The sequence below is a fragment of the Mycobacterium sp. MAC_080597_8934 genome (assembly GCF_000523975.1).
Lineage (GTDB): Bacteria > Actinomycetota > Actinomycetes > Mycobacteriales > Mycobacteriaceae > Mycobacterium > Mycobacterium avium.
In genome coordinates, this window is the sequence record NZ_JAOS01000050.1 from 153,269 (window position 1) to 169,275 (window position 16,007).

At 70.0% G+C, this 16,007-nt stretch carries 18 protein-coding genes; 10 read left to right on the plus strand and 8 right to left on the minus strand.

Annotated elements, in window-relative coordinates; translation table 11 throughout:
• Positions 1-30 precede the first annotated feature (30 nt).
• Together NF20_RS21765 and NF20_RS21770 are read left to right on the plus strand one after the other, a co-directional pair.
• Positions 31-1,248 carry a GNAT family N-acetyltransferase gene (locus NF20_RS21765; RefSeq protein WP_033711833.1) on the plus strand — a complete coding sequence of 406 codons (1,218 nt, stop codon included), beginning with the start codon at positions 31-33 and terminating at the stop codon, positions 1,246-1,248.
• Positions 1,248-2,201, plus strand: a complete 954-nt coding sequence (locus tag NF20_RS21770; RefSeq protein WP_033711835.1) for an NAD(P)/FAD-dependent oxidoreductase — start codon at positions 1,248-1,250, stop codon at positions 2,199-2,201. The genes NF20_RS21765 and NF20_RS21770 overlap by 1 nt, the downstream gene beginning before the upstream one ends.
• Here NF20_RS21770 and NF20_RS21775 read toward each other — a convergent pair.
• The 4 genes from NF20_RS21775 to NF20_RS21790 all read right to left on the minus strand — a co-directional run bounded on the left by NF20_RS21775 (position 2,198) and on the right by NF20_RS21790 (position 5,077).
• Positions 2,198-2,899, minus strand: a complete 702-nt coding sequence (locus tag NF20_RS21775; protein ID WP_033711836.1) for an ABC transporter permease — start codon at positions 2,897-2,899, stop codon at positions 2,198-2,200. The two genes, NF20_RS21770 and NF20_RS21775, sit on opposite strands and share 4 nt — an antisense overlap.
• Before the next feature lie 62 nt (positions 2,900-2,961).
• Positions 2,962-3,927 (minus strand): aliphatic sulfonate ABC transporter substrate-binding protein, encoded by a 966-nt coding sequence (locus tag NF20_RS21780; RefSeq protein ID WP_023866821.1) that lies wholly within the window; start codon positions 3,925-3,927, stop codon positions 2,962-2,964.
• Positions 3,924-4,694, minus strand: coding sequence for an ABC transporter ATP-binding protein (locus NF20_RS21785; protein ID WP_080711142.1), 771 nt, complete (start codon positions 4,692-4,694; stop codon positions 3,924-3,926). Before NF20_RS21785 ends, NF20_RS21780 begins: the two co-directional genes overlap by 4 nt.
• Positions 4,695-4,795: 101 nt before the next feature.
• On the minus strand, positions 4,796-5,077 hold the full coding sequence (locus NF20_RS21790) for a hypothetical protein (protein WP_003876352.1): 282 nt from the start codon (positions 5,075-5,077) through the stop codon (positions 4,796-4,798).
• Positions 5,078-5,243: 166 nt separating this feature from the next.
• Between NF20_RS21790 and NF20_RS21795 the strand changes: the two genes are divergently transcribed.
• The gene (locus tag NF20_RS21795; protein ID WP_033711837.1) at positions 5,244-6,461 is read left to right on the plus strand and encodes an MFS transporter; all 1,218 of its coding nucleotides are present in this window, start codon (positions 5,244-5,246) and stop codon (positions 6,459-6,461) included.
• A 33-nt stretch (positions 6,462-6,494) separates the two neighbouring features.
• Here NF20_RS21795 and NF20_RS21800 read toward each other — a convergent pair whose 3' ends face one another.
• Complete coding sequence (locus NF20_RS21800) at positions 6,495-7,532, minus strand: LLM class F420-dependent oxidoreductase (RefSeq protein ID WP_033711908.1); 1,038 nt, start codon at positions 7,530-7,532, stop codon at positions 6,495-6,497.
• A gap of 11 nt (positions 7,533-7,543) precedes the next feature.
• Positions 7,544-7,966 carry a nuclear transport factor 2 family protein gene (locus tag NF20_RS21805; protein ID WP_003876900.1) on the minus strand — a complete coding sequence of 141 codons (423 nt, stop codon included), beginning with the start codon at positions 7,964-7,966 and terminating at the stop codon, positions 7,544-7,546.
• 121 nt (positions 7,967-8,087) lie between these two features.
• Between NF20_RS21805 and NF20_RS21810 the strand changes: the two genes are divergently transcribed.
• From NF20_RS21810 to NF20_RS21820, 3 genes are read left to right on the plus strand one after another with little or no spacing between them, the layout of a single operon-like run.
• A complete protein-coding gene (locus NF20_RS21810; RefSeq protein ID WP_011723359.1) occupies positions 8,088-8,702 on the plus strand; it encodes a PadR family transcriptional regulator in 615 nt (204 codons plus the stop codon).
• An 8-nt stretch (positions 8,703-8,710) separates the two neighbouring features.
• A complete protein-coding gene (locus tag NF20_RS21815) occupies positions 8,711-9,604 on the plus strand; it encodes an SCO6745 family protein (protein ID WP_033717493.1) in 894 nt (297 codons plus the stop codon).
• A complete protein-coding gene (locus tag NF20_RS21820; RefSeq protein ID WP_003876897.1) occupies positions 9,601-9,867 on the plus strand; it encodes a YdeI/OmpD-associated family protein in 267 nt (88 codons plus the stop codon). Before NF20_RS21815 ends, NF20_RS21820 begins: the two co-directional genes overlap by 4 nt.
• Before the next feature lie 32 nt (positions 9,868-9,899).
• Here the strand turns inward: NF20_RS21820 and NF20_RS21825 are convergent, their stop codons facing one another.
• Both NF20_RS21825 and NF20_RS21830 read right to left on the minus strand, forming a co-directional pair.
• On the minus strand, positions 9,900-10,253 hold the full coding sequence (locus tag NF20_RS21825; RefSeq protein ID WP_003876345.1) for a VOC family protein: 354 nt from the start codon (positions 10,251-10,253) through the stop codon (positions 9,900-9,902).
• Positions 10,254-10,455: 202 nt separating this feature from the next.
• On the minus strand, positions 10,456-11,340 hold the full coding sequence (locus NF20_RS21830; protein ID WP_009974331.1) for a cyclopropane mycolic acid synthase family methyltransferase: 885 nt from the start codon (positions 11,338-11,340) through the stop codon (positions 10,456-10,458).
• A 213-nt stretch (positions 11,341-11,553) separates the two neighbouring features.
• Here NF20_RS21830 and NF20_RS21835 point away from each other — a divergent pair, with 213 nt between their 5' ends.
• The 4 genes from NF20_RS21835 to NF20_RS21850 all read left to right on the plus strand — a co-directional run bounded on the left by NF20_RS21835 (position 11,554) and on the right by NF20_RS21850 (position 15,927).
• The gene (locus tag NF20_RS21835; protein WP_019733193.1) at positions 11,554-12,129 is read left to right on the plus strand and encodes a hemerythrin domain-containing protein; all 576 of its coding nucleotides are present in this window, start codon (positions 11,554-11,556) and stop codon (positions 12,127-12,129) included.
• Positions 12,130-12,426: 297 nt separating this feature from the next.
• Complete coding sequence (locus NF20_RS21840; protein ID WP_003876342.1) at positions 12,427-13,758, plus strand: MFS transporter; 1,332 nt, start codon at positions 12,427-12,429, stop codon at positions 13,756-13,758.
• Between the two features lie 57 nt (positions 13,759-13,815).
• Complete coding sequence (gene phoU, locus NF20_RS21845) at positions 13,816-14,451, plus strand: phosphate signaling complex protein PhoU (RefSeq protein ID WP_033711840.1); 636 nt, start codon at positions 13,816-13,818, stop codon at positions 14,449-14,451.
• 120 nt (positions 14,452-14,571) lie between these two features.
• A complete protein-coding gene (locus tag NF20_RS21850; protein ID WP_033711841.1) occupies positions 14,572-15,927 on the plus strand; it encodes a WS/DGAT/MGAT family O-acyltransferase in 1,356 nt (451 codons plus the stop codon).
• Positions 15,928-16,007 lie beyond the last annotated feature (80 nt).

Sequence of the window (16,007 nt, forward strand, 5' to 3'; positions counted from 1 at the left end):
GTCACCGGCCGCGCGCGACATGATGGCGGCATGGCTATCGAGATCCGGGTTCTCGAGGACGAAGACGACCTGATCGCCGCCGCCAACGTGTTCCGCACCGCCATGGTCGGGTTCGCGCCGCTGGCGGGGCTGGCACCCGGCCAGATCGGCACGCTGCTCGAGCCGGGCCGCACCATCGGGGCCTACGCCGGCGGGCAACTCGTCGGCACCGCCGACGCGGTGACCAGCCGGTTGACGCTGCCCGGCGGGGCGCTGGTGGGTCACGCGGCCGTGACCCACATCGGGGTGCTGCCGTCGTTCACCCGGCAGGGCATCGCCACCGCCCTGGTGCGCCATCAGCTGCGCGACTTCGCGGCACGCAACGAGGTGGTGGCGACGCTGCGGGCCTCGGAGGCGACGATCTACGGCCGCTACGGCTACGGCGTCGCGAGCTCGTCGCAATCGGTGACGGTGCACACCGCGCGCGCGGCGCTGCGCCGCGACGTCGGGCCGGGCGGCCCGGTGCGATTACTGGACACCGCGCAGGCGTGGGAGGTGCTGCCCCGGATCTACGCCGAGCATCGCCCGGTGCGCCCGGGCACCATCGACCGTCCGCGGGTGTGGTGGCAGGGTGTGCGGTTGCGCACCGAATCCGCCCCGGGCCCAACGTATGTCGCGGTGCACGGCGCGCCGGGGTCCGAAACCGGTTTCGTCCGTTACCGCCCGATCGACACCGAGCGGTGGTTCGTCAGCGACGAGCGCACCATCGTGGTCGAGGACTTCTTCGCGCCCACCGCCGAGGCCTACCTCGGGTTGCTGCGGTTCCTGCTCGGCCTGGATCTGGTTGACCGCGTGCAATTTTGGATGCTGCCACTGGACGATCCGCTGCCCTGGCTGCTGGCCGACCGGCGGGCGGTGCGGGTCACCGCGGTACACGACGAGACGTGGCTCCGCGTGGTCGACGCGCGGGCGGCGCTGGCCGCCCGCGGCTACTGCGGCGACGAGACGCTCACCGTCGCGGTCAACGACCCGCTGCTGCAGGACAATTCGGTGTACCTGCGCATCGCGGGTGGCGGTGTCGCGGTGACCGACGGGCCGGCCGACGTCGATGTCGACGTCGAGGGGCTGGCCGCCGTGCTGCTCGGCGGCACCACGTGGCGGGACCTCGCCGTGGCCGGGCTGGCCCGGGCCCGCGATCCGGGGGCGCTGGCGGTCGCCGATCGGCTGTTCGCGGTGCCCGAGGCGCCGCACGCCGGGTTCTTCTTCTGATGATCGTGGTCATCGGTGCGGGGGTGTGCGGCCTCGCGGCCGCCCACGAACTCTCGCGCCGCGGACACGACGACGTGGTTGTGCTGGAAAAAGGGCAGCCGTTCGGCGAGCAGTCCGCCGGGCTGGCCCGGATCTTCCGGATCGCCCACCGGCGAGAGTCGTTGTGCCGGTTGGCTTTTGACGCCCGGGCGGCCTGGCAGCGGTGGGAGGCCGAGTTCGGGGTGGGGCGGCTGCTGGGTTCGGAGGGCTTCATCGCCGCCGGCGCCGCGGCGGACGGGGTCGCGCAGGCCATGGAGCGGGCGGGCGCCGCGTTCTCCCGGCTGGATCGGGATGGCATCGCCGAGCGGATCCCGTTCGCCGACGTGCCCTGGGAGACCGGAATTTTCGATCCACTGGGCGGCAGCCTGCGGATCCGCCGCGCGCTGACCGCGTTGGCACGCCGCGTCGTCATCCGGTGCGGCGAGGTGGTGTCGGTGGCCGACGACGGCCGCACGGTGCTCGCCGACGGCACCGTGCTGCGCGCCGATCGGGTGCTGATCTGCGCGGGGGTGGCGACGCCGAAGCTGTTCGGCCCGCTCGGCGTCGACTTCGTGCCGCACACCCGGTTCACCTACCGGGGCGCGGATGCGACCGGAGCGGCGTGCCTGTCGGCGCCCGAGGGCTACGGGTTGCCGCTCGGGGGCACCGGGCGGTGGGCGTTCGGGCAGGAGGTCGCCGACCCCGCGACGGTGCGCGCCCTGTTCCCGTCGCTGGTCGCGGTGGACCGGGTGGACTGCGTCAGTGTCCGTGCGCCGTGGCTGGATTCGGGTGGCGACGGCTGGACCGTGGCACGGCGGGGCCGGGTGCTGGCGTTCGTCGGCGCCAACCTGATGAAGTTCGGTCCGCTGCTCGGCGAACTGCTGGCGCGGGCCGTGCTGTCCGACGACATACCCGCGGAGCTGCTGCTCGATTAGCCGCGCCGCCGGGCGATCCGGGTCTCGACGGCGCCCAGCGCGGCGTCGCTGAGTTTGCCCAGCCCGGCCAGCAGCACGATCGCCAGCAGCATCACGTCGGTGCGCCCGCTGTTCTGACTGTCGATCAGCAGGAAACCGAGTCCCTTCGAGGAGTCGATCAGCTCGGCCGCCACCACGAACAGCCACGCATTGGCCAGGCCTAATCGCAACCCGTTCACCAGTTCCGGCGCCGCGGCGGGCAGCAGCACCGCGGTCAACAGCGACACCCGGTGCCGACCGTAGGCTCGCCCCACCTCGACCAGGTGGGCGTCGATGTGGGACAGCGCCGAGGCCGTCGTCGTGTAGACCGGAAAGAACGCGCCGACGGCCACCATCAGGATCTTGGGTGTCTCGTCGATACCGAACCACAAGAGCAGCAACGGAACCCAGGCCAACGAGGGCACGGTGCGAAACGCGGCCACGGTCGGGGCCAGCAGCCTGCACGCGGTGGCCGACAGCCCGACGAGGGAACCCAGCGCCAGCCCCGCAGCCGCCCCGGACGCATATCCGGCCAGCACCCGCCACCCGCTGGCCCTCAGGTGCGTCCACAGTTCGCCGTGCCGCGCCAAGTCACTCAACGCGGCCACCACGTCGCCGGGAGGCGGAAGTTGGCTGGCCGCAAAGAATCCGGTGACGGCGGTGGCGAGCTGCCACGCCACCAGCAGCAGCGCCGGGACGATCAGGCCGATCGAGAGCCCGCCCAGCCGCCGGGACCGCGGCGTCAGCGGGCTTGCCGAGCGTACTTCGGCTCGATCAGAGTGTTCAGTGCGCTGCGTCCGGCGTCGTCGGATTTGATGTCGCCGTCGGCCACCGCCAGCGGCTCGATCCGGGTCAGCACGGCGCGCAGCCAATCCCCCGGCACCGGGTCGATGTCCAAAGCCGTTCGACCCAGCTCCTCCTGGGCCACGCTCTGGCTCACCTTCGCCTGCGAGGCCAGCAATGCCGCCAGCTCGGCCGGGTGCGTCTTCGCCCACTTGCGGGCCTCCTCATAGGTGTCGACCACCAACTGGACGGAATCCGGGTGGGCGGTGATGAAATCCTCGCGAGCGTTCAGCACACCACCGGAGTTGAAATCCGGGTTGCGGTAGATGATGCGGGAGCCCTGCTGCTGGATCGTCTCGGCCATGAACGGGTCCAATCCGGACCATGCGTCGACGTCGCCGCGCTCGAGCGCGGTCTTGCCGTCGGCGTGCTGCAGGTTGACGATCTCGATATCCGCGGGCGAAAGCCCCGCTGTGGCAAGCGATTGCAACAGGAAAAAGTACGGGTCGGTGCCCTTGGTGACCGCGACCTTCTTGCCCTTCAGGTCGGCCACTGCGTTGATGGGCGAGTTCTTGGCGACCACCAGCGCGGTCCACTCGCCCCGGGCGTAGACGTCGACCGTCTTGATCGGGGTGCCGTTGGCCCGCGCCAGCAGTGCGGGGGAACCGCCGGTGGAGCCGAAGTCCAGGGCCTTGGACCGCAGTCCCTCGTTGGCCTTGTTGCTGCCCTGGGAGAGCACCCAGGTGACGTGGTAGCCCTTCTTCTCCAGCAGCTGCTGGTCGCGGATCACCAGGCTCAGCGGGTTGTAGTACGCGTAGTCGAGGTGCAGGTCCTTGGTCGTCGTGGTGCCGCTGCTCGAACCGCAGCCGGACACCGCGGTGACCGCGGCGACCACCGCCAATGCCGTCAGATGCCTTGGCCTCACGACGTTTTCGCCTCCTGTTCGATGGCGTATCCGCGTCGCGGCACACCGACTTCCTCCAACAACTGTTCGCGCAGCGCGGCGATGCGCGGATCACCGCGGTCGCGCGGCTTGGGGATCGCCACGTCGTGCGTCGCCGCGACGGTCGCCGCGCCGCCCTCCTCGCCGCGCAGGATCAGCACCCGATCGGCCAGCAGCACGGCCTCCTCCACGTCGTGCGTCACCAAAATCGTTGTGGTCCCGGCCCGTTGCTGCACCGCGTCGAGCAGGTCTTGCATCCGCAACCGGGTCAGCGCGTCCAGCGCGGCCAGCGGTTCGTCGAGCAACAGGACGCTGGGCTGCCGCGCCAGGGCACGCGCCAGGCCGGCGCGTTGGGCCATGCCGCCGGAGACCTGACGCGGGTAGTGGCCAGCGAATTCGCGCAGGCCGACGACGTCGAGCCAACGCTGCACGGCCGCAAGTCTTTCCGACCGCTCGGTGCCGCGCGGCAGTCCGAAGGCGACGTTGGCCGCCAACGACCGCCACGGCAGCAGCCGCGGTTCCTGAAACACCACGGCGCAGCGCGGGTCGATCCCGCGAACCGCCTTGCCGTCGATTTCGATCCGGCCCCCGCTGGGCCGGTCCAGCCCGGCAACCAGCCGCAGCAGCGTCGATTTGCCGCTACCGGACGCTCCGAGCAGCGCGACCACCGCACCCGGTTCGATCTGGACGTCGACGTCGCGCAGCACGGTGTGCGTTCCGAACGTCCGATCGACGTGGCGAAGCGTCACACGTGCCGGCGCCGGGTTGGTCGAGACCACCCGGGCAGCCTAGGAACCCGCGGCAGCGCCCACCAGATTTGCGGTGATCGTGATTCGAAGATCGGCCGCCGTCAGCCGTGCGGCGCCTCGGAGATCTTGGTGTCCGGTTTCCCGACCGTCTGGCAGTACGTCATCGCCGACAGCCGCGTCGCGGAGATCTCGACGTTGCTCGGATCGGTGCCGCTCTTGTCCTTGAGCATCTTGCTGACTTCGTCGTTCTGCTTCTTTTCGTCCTGTGTGGTGAAGTCCTTGCACTTGGTGTCGCCGCCGGTGTTGATGACCTGTGAGGCCGAACACGCGCTGGACAGCAGGACGGAGAGCGCGATCGCGGCTGCCGCAATGTACTTCATCATTTGCCTTCCTCGGGACGAGTAGTGGTATCTGTACACCGAATTGCCTGATTTCAAACCCCGCGGTGCGGTGCGCACCGACCGAAGCCATGTTTGCACGCCGGCCCGCGGCGGGACGGTCGGCCGGCGCGGGAATAGCCGGCCCGGTGACCGTGTGTTACTACCGTCAGTGATGTCGTCGAACGTGCGCGCCGCCCGCAACCGCCCCGTCCGAACGGACCCCCAGCCACCCACCGGTGCACCGCTGTTCGTCGGCGTGCTGGGCCTGCTGCTGGCCACGGGCTGGGTCGCCAATCACTTCGTCGGGCTGATGCCGGCGATCAGCGACCGCGACCACCTCGCCACCACCACGCTCGACGGGATCTTCGGGATCTACGCGCTGGGCCTGCTGCCCGGGCTGCTGGTCGGCGGCCGAACCTCGGACGCGCTCGGGCGCCGGCCGGTGGCGCTGACCGGTTCGGCGGCCGCGCTGGTGGGGACGGTGGCGATGCTGCTGTCCCAGCACAGCCCCGCGTTGTTCGCGGGACGCCTGATCGTCGGGCTCGGTGTGGGCCTGGCCATCAGCGCGGGCACCGCCTGGGCGTCCGATCTGAGAGGTCCCGCCGGCGCCGCGACCGCCGGAGCGGTGCTCACCGCCGGTTTCGCCGTGGGGCCGTTCGCCGGGGGCGTGCTCGCCTGGGCCGGACCCTCGGGCGTCCGGGCGTCGTTCGCGCTCGCCGCCGCAATCCTCGCGCTGGCGGCGTTCGCCGTCGTCGCCGCGCCGCAGCCGTCCCCGGTGACGGCGCCGGCGGATCCTGACGGCGAGGAGACGGCGGATGCTGCGCCGCAGGGTATTTCGCGGGCGTTGAGTTGGGCGATGCCACTGGCGCCGTGGGTGTTCGCCTCGGCCACATTGGGTTTCGTCACCATTCCCGGCCGGCTGCACACCGCGTTGGCCGCTCCGGTGGCCGCCGGCACCGCCACCCTGATCGTCAACGGGGTCAGTGGCGCGGTCCAGGTGCTGGCCCGGGCGCTGCGCTGGGGGCCTCAGGCGGGCACCGCCGGCGCGGTGCTGGCCGCCCTCGGTTACGCGGTGGCCGCCGCGGCGCCGCCCACCCTGACCCCGGCGCTGGGCGTACCGCTGTTCGTGGTCCTGGGGTGCGCGTCCGGATTGTGTCTGCGCGAAGGGCTGATCGATCTGGAGGCCGCCGCGCCGCAACGCCTGCGCGGCGGCCTGACCGGGCTGTTCTACGTGGTCACCTACATCGGCTTCGGGCTGCCGCTGATACTGGCCAGCGTTCGCCCCGGGGTCGCGACGGCGATCCTGTCCGGCATGGCGGTGCTGGCCGTGACTGCGGCGGTCGGCAGAGCGGCCCGGCTGCGACGAGATGACCACCGGCAGAACTGATTTCGTCGAGCCGACGCGCCTGCCCGGTACGCGTCACACCAGTTGGCGCAGGGCCTCGATCAGCTTGACCCGCTCGGCGGGGGTGGACGCCATCGGCGCCACGTTCAGGGTGGTCACCCCGGCCTCCCGGAACGCCGCCACCCGCTCCTTGACGAACTCCCGGCTGCCGATCAGGTTCACGTCGCGCACCAGATCATCCGGCACCACCTTGGCGGCCCCGTCCTTGTCGCCGGCCAGGTAGAGCTCCTGGATCCGGTCGGCTTGCGGGCCGTATCCGTACTTGGTGGCCAGCGCATGGTAGAAGTTCTTGCCCTTGGCGCCCATCCCACCGATGTAGAGGGCCAGGTGCGGCTTGACGAATTCCCTTAGCGGCTCGGCGTTTTCGCCGATGGCCAACACCGGGCCGGCGTAGATCTCCAGCTCACCCAACTCGGCGGCGCGCTTGGCCCGGCCGGCGGCCAGCGACTCGCCCCACACGTCGCGCGCCTTCTCGGGCAGATAGAAGATCGGCTGCCAGCCCTCGGCGATCTCGGCCGCCATCTCGACGTTCTTGGGCCCCAGCGCGGCCACTAGAATCGGAATCCGTTCGCGGACAGGCGAATTGATGAGCTTGAGCGGTTTACCCAGCCCCGTTCCCCGGTCGGCGGGCAGCGGGATCGTGTAGTGCTTGCCCCGGTGCTGCACCGGCTCGCGCCGCCACACCTGGCGGCAGATCTCGATCACTTCGCGGGTACGCCCGATCGGGGCGTCGTAGGGCACGCCGTGGAAGCCCTCGATCACCTGCGGACCCGACGCTCCCAGGCCGAGGGTGAACCGTCCGTCGGAGACGTAGTCCAGGCCGGCCGCGGTCATCGCGGTCAGGGTGGGCGTCCGGGTGTAGAGCTGCAGGATGCCCGACGCGAGCTCGACTCGCTGGGTGCTCGCCGCCAGGTAGCCCAGCGCGCTCACCGCGTCGAACGAGTACGCCTCGGGCACGAAAACGATGTCCAGCCCGGCGTTTTCCAGGTCGGCCACCTCGGCGGCCACGTCCTTGAAACCGCCCGCATAGTTGATGCTCAATCCGATCCGCATGGTCACTACTTCTACGCGGTGCCGAATCGATTGGCCAATTCGACCGCCTCCTGCTGGATGCGCGCGAACTGGGCGCCCATCGCCTCGGACAACGCCGTCGCACCCGACAGCGGCCGCACCATCACCATGAAGTCGTCGATCAGACCGTCGTCGTCGCAGTGCAGGAAGTCGCAGCCGGTGATCCTGATCCCGGGTGCCCCGGCGATGCCGGTCTCGAACACCAGGGCGTGGTCGCGGCCGCCCGGGTCGCCGATCTCGCGGAGGTACCGGAAGTCCTCGAAGATCCGCATGACCCCGCGCAGGATGGCCGCGGTGATCGGCTTGCCGACGTAGGGCTTGAACGCCACCGGGCTGGTGAACACCACAGTGTCGGCCAGCAGCGCCTGGATGGCCTGCTCGTCGCGCTCTTCGACGGCCCGGCGGAACGGATGCATCGGCGACCTCGCATAGTCAACTTATTGAGTAGGTGGGGTTGACGCTAGGCCGATCGGCCGCATATGTCCAGCGTGCGCTTAGTCACTTTGTTGATTATTCATGTGGTTGTATGATCGTCCGGTGTCGCTGCGTGACGCGGTGTTGGCCGCCCTGCTGGAGGGCGAATCGTCGGGATACGACCTGGCCAAGGACTTCGACGCCTCGGTCGCGAACTTCTGGCCGGCCACCCCTCAGCAGCTGTATCGGGAGCTCGACCGGCTGGCCGGGCAGGGGTTGATCCGGGCGCGGGTGGTGCACCAGCAGCGCCGGCCCAACAAGCGCATGTTCTCGCTGACCGCGGCCGGGCGCGCGGCGATCCGGCGGTTCACCGCGACGGCGCCGCGGCCGTCGGTGATCCGCGACGAACTGCTGATCAAGGTCCAGGCCGCCGACGCCGGCGACATGCGGGCGGTCCGCGACGCCATCCGCGAGCGACGGGACTGGGCCACCGCGAAATTGGCGCGCTACCAACGACTGCGGGCCCGCCTGCTGGACGGCCGCAGCGAAGAGGACTACCTGGCCCGCGCCGAACGGATCGGCCCGTACCTCACGCTGATCCGCGGAATCTCCTTCGAGGAAGACAACATTCGCTGGGCCGAGCACGCGCTGGCCGTCATCGCACGACGGCTCCCGACCACCGACGCCGACTCCGACGCCGGGGATTCGCGCTTGGTGGGTCCGGCAACCAATGGTTAACTGCCAGCATGCGACGACAACCGCTGCTGGCCCGACGCTTCTTCGATCGCTACGAGCCGGTGCACGCGGTGACGTACTTCGCGCCGGAGGCGCGGGCCGCGCTGGACGCCCTGGGCTACCGCGGATTCTGGATGGGCTATTTCGCGGCCCGCTCGGCGCCGCTGGGTGCGGTGCCGCGCGAGGTGGTGGCCGCGATCTTCTACAACTTCGCCCCCGAACGGGTGGCCAAGGCGCTGCCGGCGGCCTGGGAGATCGCGGGCCCGCAGGCCGCGCTTCGGGCGCGGCAGGAGTCCGCGGTCGCCGCGCTGCGCCGCTACGGCCTGCGCCCGGATGAAAACGTCGCCGTGGCAGCCGAACCCGCGGCCAAGGCGGCCCGGGGAGCACCGCTGGACGGGCGCCCGCTGTTCGCCGCCAATCTGGCGCTGCCCTGGCCGGAGGATCCGCTGGCCGCGCTGTGGCACGCGACGACGCTGTTGCGCGAGCAGCGCGGTGACGCGCACGTGGCGGTGCTGGCCGCCGCCGGCATCTCCGGTCGCGAGTCCAACGTCCTGCACGCCGCGGCGGGCAACGTGTCGCGCGACTACATCGCCCGCACCCGCGATTACGACGAGGCATCCTGGCGCCGGCACGAACAGCGCCTCGCCGAGCGCGGCCTGCTCGACGGCGACGGCGCGCTGACCGCCGCCGGCCGACAGTGCAAGGACCACATCGAAGCGACCACCGACGCGCTGGCCCTGTCGGCGCTCGACGCGCTGACCGACGACGAGGTGGAGACGCTGTTCGAGGCGCTCACCCCGATCACCCGCGCGGTGATCGCCGGCGGCGACATCCCCGCCGCCACCCCGATGACGTTGCGCCGCGACGAATTACACGACGACAGCGCGCATTTGGTGGCCCGATGAGCGGCCGGCCACTGCCCGGCGGGGTGGTGCACAAGCTACCCGCCGACCTGCGCGAATCGTTGATCGGCAACGCCACCGCGCTCGCCGCGTGGAACGACATCACGCCGCTGGCCCGAAACGAGTTCATCTGCTGGGTCGAGGACGCCAAGCAGCAGGCGACCCGGGAGCGCCGCATCCGCCGCACCGTCGAGGAGTTGGAGGAAGGCAAGCGGCGGCCCTGCTGCTGGCCGGGGTGCAAACACCGCGAGCGCACCGGAAAGTAGTCGCGCGCCGGCACTCTCGCGCGCGAGCGCCGCTACCGGCCCAACGGTTTGTAGAAGACCAGGCCGTTGCCCTTGTTGTCGTAGACCACGGCGCGTCGTTCGTGAGCATCGTCGTAGGGGCCCTTGACGATGCCGCCGCCGCTGGCCTCGACGGCCCTGGCCGCGCCGTCGACGTCGGCGGTCTTGATGCCCACCACCACCTGGCCGGGGATCGGGTGGTCCACCGCGGTCGCCAGCGCCAGGGTGACCGGGCCCGCGTCGAGCGCGGCGAAGTGCGCCCCGTCGCGGAACTTCAGCGGCATACCCAGGGTCTCGCTGTAGAACCGGATCGACTCGTCCAGGTCGTCGGTCGACAAGATGATCATCTTCGCTTCGTGCTCGCTCATGGCGCCTCCCGTGGCCGGATCGGCTATCAGGGTAATGGAAACACCCGTCGCGCATGAAGATTCGGCCAATCGCGGTCAGGCCGCGACCGCGACCACCCGGTCGTTGACCGTGAAATACGCTGCGCAAAGCGGGGATTGGGGTATTGCCGTGGAGTTACCTACCGGAATGCGCCGGTAAACCGCGCCGGGCGCAGGCCCGACGTCAGCCCTTGGTCAGGGTGAATTGCGCGACGTCGGTGTAGCCCTCACGGAACAGGTCCGCGCAACCCGTCAGGTACTTCATGTAGCGGTCGTAGACCTCTTCGGACTGGATCGCAATGGCCTCGTCGCGGCGCGCCCGCAGCGCGGCGGCCCAGGTGTCCAGGGTGCGCGCGTAATGCGGGCGCAGCGCCTGCACCCGCTGCACACCGAAGCCGGCCCGCTGCGCGTGCTCGATGACGCCCTTGGCCTGGGGCAGGTCCCCGCCCGGGAAGATCTCGTCCATGATGAATTTCATGAAGCGCAGCTTGGTCATGGTGATGGGCAGGCCGCGCTCGGCGAACTCCTCGTCGCTGGGCTTGATGATGGTGTGCAGCATCATCACGCCGTCGTCCGGGAGCGCCGCGTAGGCCATCTTGAAGAAGTCGTCGTAGCGGTCGCGGCCGAAATGCTCGAAGGCACCGATCGACACGATGCGGTCGACCTTCTCGTCGAACTGCTCCCAGCCCTGCAGCAGCACCCGCTTGCTGCGCGGGGACGGATGGTTGTCCAGCCGGCGCTGCACGTGCGCCTGCTGGTTGCGGCTCAGCGTGAGGCCGACGACGTTGACGTCGTAGCGCTCCAGCGCGCGCACGATCGTGGTGCCCCAGCCGCAGCCGATGTCGAGCAAGGTCATGCCCGGCTGCAATCCCAGCTTGCCCAGCGACAGGTCGACCTTGGCGATCTGCGCCTCTTCCAGCGTCATGTCGTCCCGCTCGAAATACGCGCAGCTGTAGGTCCGGGTCGGGTCCAGGAACAGCGCGAAGAACTCGTCGGACAGGTCGTAGTGCGCTTGGACGTCGTCGAAATGCGGTTGCAAGTTGACGGCATCGCCGGTGTTCTCGGACAAGGCACAACCTCTGACTTATTCTGATCGGGTTTGACGGGCGCGACCGTGGCTGGTCGCCTCGCGGCTGCCTCAGTGTATCCGCCGCGTCGGCGGCCCCCGGCCGGCAGATCGCTTACCTGGGCGTCAATTGGGTTGATCCTCGGGGCGCGGTGTTAGCCGGGCCGGGAAGGCGGGTAGGCCAGCCCAGATCGACCGGCGGAAGGCAGGACGCGGATGGCCGACATCACCATGCTGATCCTCGCCGACCACGACTGGTTCCGCGAGCAGTTCGCCCGGCTCGACTACCTGCAGGCCCAGGCCGCCGACGACCGGGACGCGCTGCAGCGGGTGTGGCGGCCGCTCGCCGACAAGCTCGACGTGCACGCCTACATCGAGGAGAAGATCTTCTATCCCCAGCTGCTCAAGCGCGGCAGTGCGGACGCCGAGGGCGAGACCCTCGACGCGATCGGCGATCACAACGACATCCGCGACGGGGTGCGTGCGGCGAACGCGGCCCAGCCGGGCACCGAGCAGTGGTGGGCCGCGGTGGGACGCACCCGCGAGGCCAACGACGACCACATGGCCGAGGAGGAACGCGAAGGGCTGTCGGATTTCCGGCGCACCGCACCGATCGGCCTGCGCGAAGCGCTCGGGCGCCAGTACGCCGAGTTCATGGCCGAGCATCCCACCACCGAGGGCTTGCCGATCATCGATCGCGACCCGGCCGGTTACGTCGAGCAGGTCCAGAACGCCCAGCCGCCCAAACCGGCCGACTTCTCGCTGCGCATCGGCAGCCTCAAGGGCCAATGACCGGCCCGATCGAGCCAAACGTGACGCGAATAACCGGACGCCGCCGCACACCGCGCGCGACACCGTCGCCGCCGAACCGCAGTACCCCGCCCTAGCTGGCCTTTGACGCCCCCGCGGCGCGTGTCGCCCGAGGTGGCCGAGCGGCTGCGACCGGGCCCGGTCGCAGCGCGGTCACCGCTGTTAGCCCACCCCCGCTGGTTCGTGCCCGGAAAGTTTCGGGTAAGCCATCAGTCAATGGGTATTCGCCGCCGCCGGAGGAAATGGGCACGTAAAGAAATCAGGGTCGCCGATCCAGCGATGCGTCAAACCATCATGGGCACCGCGATCGGAAACTTCATGGAGTGGTACGACTTCGGTGTCTACGGGTACATCGCGACCACGCTCGCCGAGGTGTTCTATCCGGGTAAGAGCGTCAGCGGCCTGCACCTGATCGCGACCTTCAGCACGCTGGCCGCGGCGTTCGTCGTCCGTCCGCTCGGCGGGTTCATCTTCGGCCCGCTGGGCGACCGCATCGGCCGCCACCGGGTGCTGGTCGTCACCATCCTGATGATGACCGTCAGCACCACCACGACCGGCCTGCTGCCCACCTACAGCAGCATCGGCATCTGGGCGCCGATCCTGCTCGTCATCGCCCGGATATTCCAGGGTCTGTCCACCGGCGGCGAGTACGTCGGCGCGATGACCTACCTGGTGGAGCAGGCCCCCGACCACAAGCGCGGCATGATGGTCGGCTTCCTGCCGATGGGAAATCTGGTGGGGTTCGTGCTGGCCGGCATGCTGGTCACCGGGCTGCAGACCTGGCTGCCCGACCAGGACATGCTGAGCTACGGCTGGCGAATTCCGCTGCTGCTGGGGTTGCCGTTCGGTCTGGTCGCGCTGTACCTGCGGCTGCGGCTGGAAGAGTCCTCGGCCTACCAGAGCGCCAACGACAGCCCGCACACGCCGGGCGGCCAAGGCCGCCAACAGATCCGGCGCACGGTGGCGCAGCAGTGGCGGCCGATGCTGATCTGCGCGGCGCTGGTGCTGACCTCCCAGGTCGCCGACTTCATGCTCACCGGCTATCTGCCCACCTATCTCCGGCTGTTCGTGCGGGTCGGACACACGGCCGGGCTGGTGATGATCGTGACCACGCTGGCCATCCTGATGGCCACGGTGGTGGCCGTCGCCAGCCTGTCCGACCGCATCGGTGTCAAACCCATCATGTGGACCGGGTGCGCGCTGCTGATCGGCGCCTCGGTGCCGGCGTTCCTGCTGATCCGATTCGGCGGCGTGTATCCGGTGATCTTCATCGGCGTGCTGCTGATCGGGCTGATGGAACTGTGCTTCGACAGCACCGGGCCGGCCATGCTGCCGGCGCTGTTTCCCACCAACGTGCGCTACGGGGCGCTGGCCATCTCCTACAACATCTCGATATCGCTGGTCGGCGGCGTCACTCCGCTGATCGCCCAGGCGCTGGTGTCGGCCACCGGCAACGTGATGGTGCCGGCCTACATGCTGATCTTCGGTGGCGCGGTGGGGGCCGTCACGCTGCTGTTCACCCCCGAGGTCGCCGGCAAACCGTTGCCGGGCTCGGGGCCCGCGGTGGAAACCGAACGGGAGGCCCGCGCGCTGGCCGACGACGTCCGCTAGCCCGGGAACGTTTATCGCGCACACGTTTATTTGGCGGTGACGGGTTATCCGTCACGGATGAGGTCCGGTTTCCACCGGCGGCTGTGTCTGCTCAACGCGCGGCTCGCCGAGATGTGCGCAATGGCCGCCGACGCGATCGCGCAGGCCACCCACGCGCTGCTGGACGTTGACCTGTTGACGGCCGAGGGTGTCATCACCCGCCAGCACAGCATCGCCGCCCTGGGCCTGCAGGCCGAGGAGACCGCGTTCGCGTTGTTGGCGTTGCAGGCGCCGGTGGCCACGGATCTGCGCGCGGTGGTCAGCGCGCTGCGGATCGCCGCCGACGCCCAGCGGATGGTCGAGCTGGCGGTGCACGTCGCCGAGATCGCCCGCCGGCGCCACCCCGACAGCGCCGTGCCGGCGGAGGTGCGGCCGATCATCGCGGCCATGGGTGAGGCGGCCGAGGCGCTGGCCGCCGGTGCGCGCGAGGTGCTGCTGTCCCAGGACCCGCGCCGGGCGGCGCAGATCCGCCGCGACGACGACACGATGGACGAGTTGCATCGCCGGCTGTTGTCGGTGCTGATGGACCCGGCGTGGACGCCGGGCGTCGCCGCCGCGGTGGACGCCACGCTGCTGGGCCGCTTCTACGAACGCTTCGCCGACCACGCCGTCGAGATCGCGCGGCGCGTCATCTTCCAGGCCACCGGGCGTTAGACACCGGCACATTCGGGTGTGGCCGACGCGCGCTCGGGCTATTAGGAGGTAGGCCGTCCAGACCGCGGGCGGCGATCACGGCGCCACAGGCGACAGAGGCGACAGGCGGGTGCGACAACCATGGAACCGATTTCACCGACGGATGCGTTGTTCCTCATCGGCGAGTCACGCGAGCATCCGATGCACGTGGGCTCGCTGCAGCTGTTCGAGCCGCCGCCGGACGCCGGCCCGCATTTCGTGCGCGAGAGCTATCAGGCGATGCTCGAGTGCACCGACGTGCAGCCCACCTTCCGCAAGCACCCGGCGTTCTTCGGCGGCGTCACCAACCTGGCCTGGTCGGTCGACAAGGAGGTCGAGCTCGACTACCACCTGCGCCGCTCGGCGCTGCCCGAACCCGGACGGGTGCGCGACCTGCTGGAGCTGGCGTCCCGGCTGCACGGCAGCCTGCTCGACCGGCACCGCCCGCTGTGGGAGGCGCATCTGGTCGAAGGCCTCCAGGACGGCCGGTACGCCGTCTACACCAAGTACCACCACTCCCTGATGGACGGGGTGTCCGCGCTGCGGCTGGTGCAGCGGGCCTTCACCCCCGATCCGGACGACGACGAGGTCCGGGTGCCCTGGAGCCTGGCGCCGCGCCAGCGCGGACCACGCCGACGCCCGTCGCTGCTCGAGCGGGCCGGCCGCACCGCCGGGTCGGCGCTCGCCCTGGCGCCGTCCACGCTGAAGCTCGCCCGGGCCGCGTTGCTCGAACAGCAACTCACCCTGCCGTTTCAGGCGCCGCGCTCGATGTTCAACGTCCGCATCGGCGGCGCTCGGCGGGTGGCCGCGCAGTCGTGGCCGCTGGAGCGCATCAACGCGGTCAAGGCGGCCACCGGCGCCACGGTCAACGACGTCATCCTCGCGATGTCGTCGGGCGCGCTGCGGGCCTACTTGCTCGACCAGAACGCCCTGCCGGACGCCCCGCTCACCGCGATGGTTCCGGTCAACCTGCGCAAGCCCGACGACGACCGCGGCGGCAACCTGGTCGGCACCTTCCTGTGCAACCTCGCCACCGACCTGGACGACCCCGCCAAGCGGCTGGAGATCATCAGCGCGTCGATCCGCGACACCAAGGAGGTGTTCTGGCAGCTGCCGCCGGCGCAGCAGTTGGCGCTGTCCGCCTTCAACATCGGCGGGCTGTTCTTCGGGCTGATCCCCGGCTACCTGTCGACGGCCTCGCCGCCGTTCAACATCGTCATCTCGAACGTGTCGACCGGCCGCTCGGAGCGGTTGTACTGGCGCGGCGCCCGGCTGGACGGCAACTACCCGCTGTCCATCCCGCTGGACGGTCAGGCGGTCAACATCACCGTGACCAACAACGCCGACAACCTCGACTTCGGCCTCGTCGGCTGCCGGCGCAGCGTGCCGCATCTGCAGCGGATGCTCGGCCATCTGGAGGCGTCCTTGAAAGAATTGGAGCTGGCCGCCGGCGTCTGAGAAGCGCTGCGCCGCTTACCCGTTGCGGCCCGGCCGGTTTCCGGTGCAGCACTGTCTGCCCGACATGGCGCTGGCCTGCG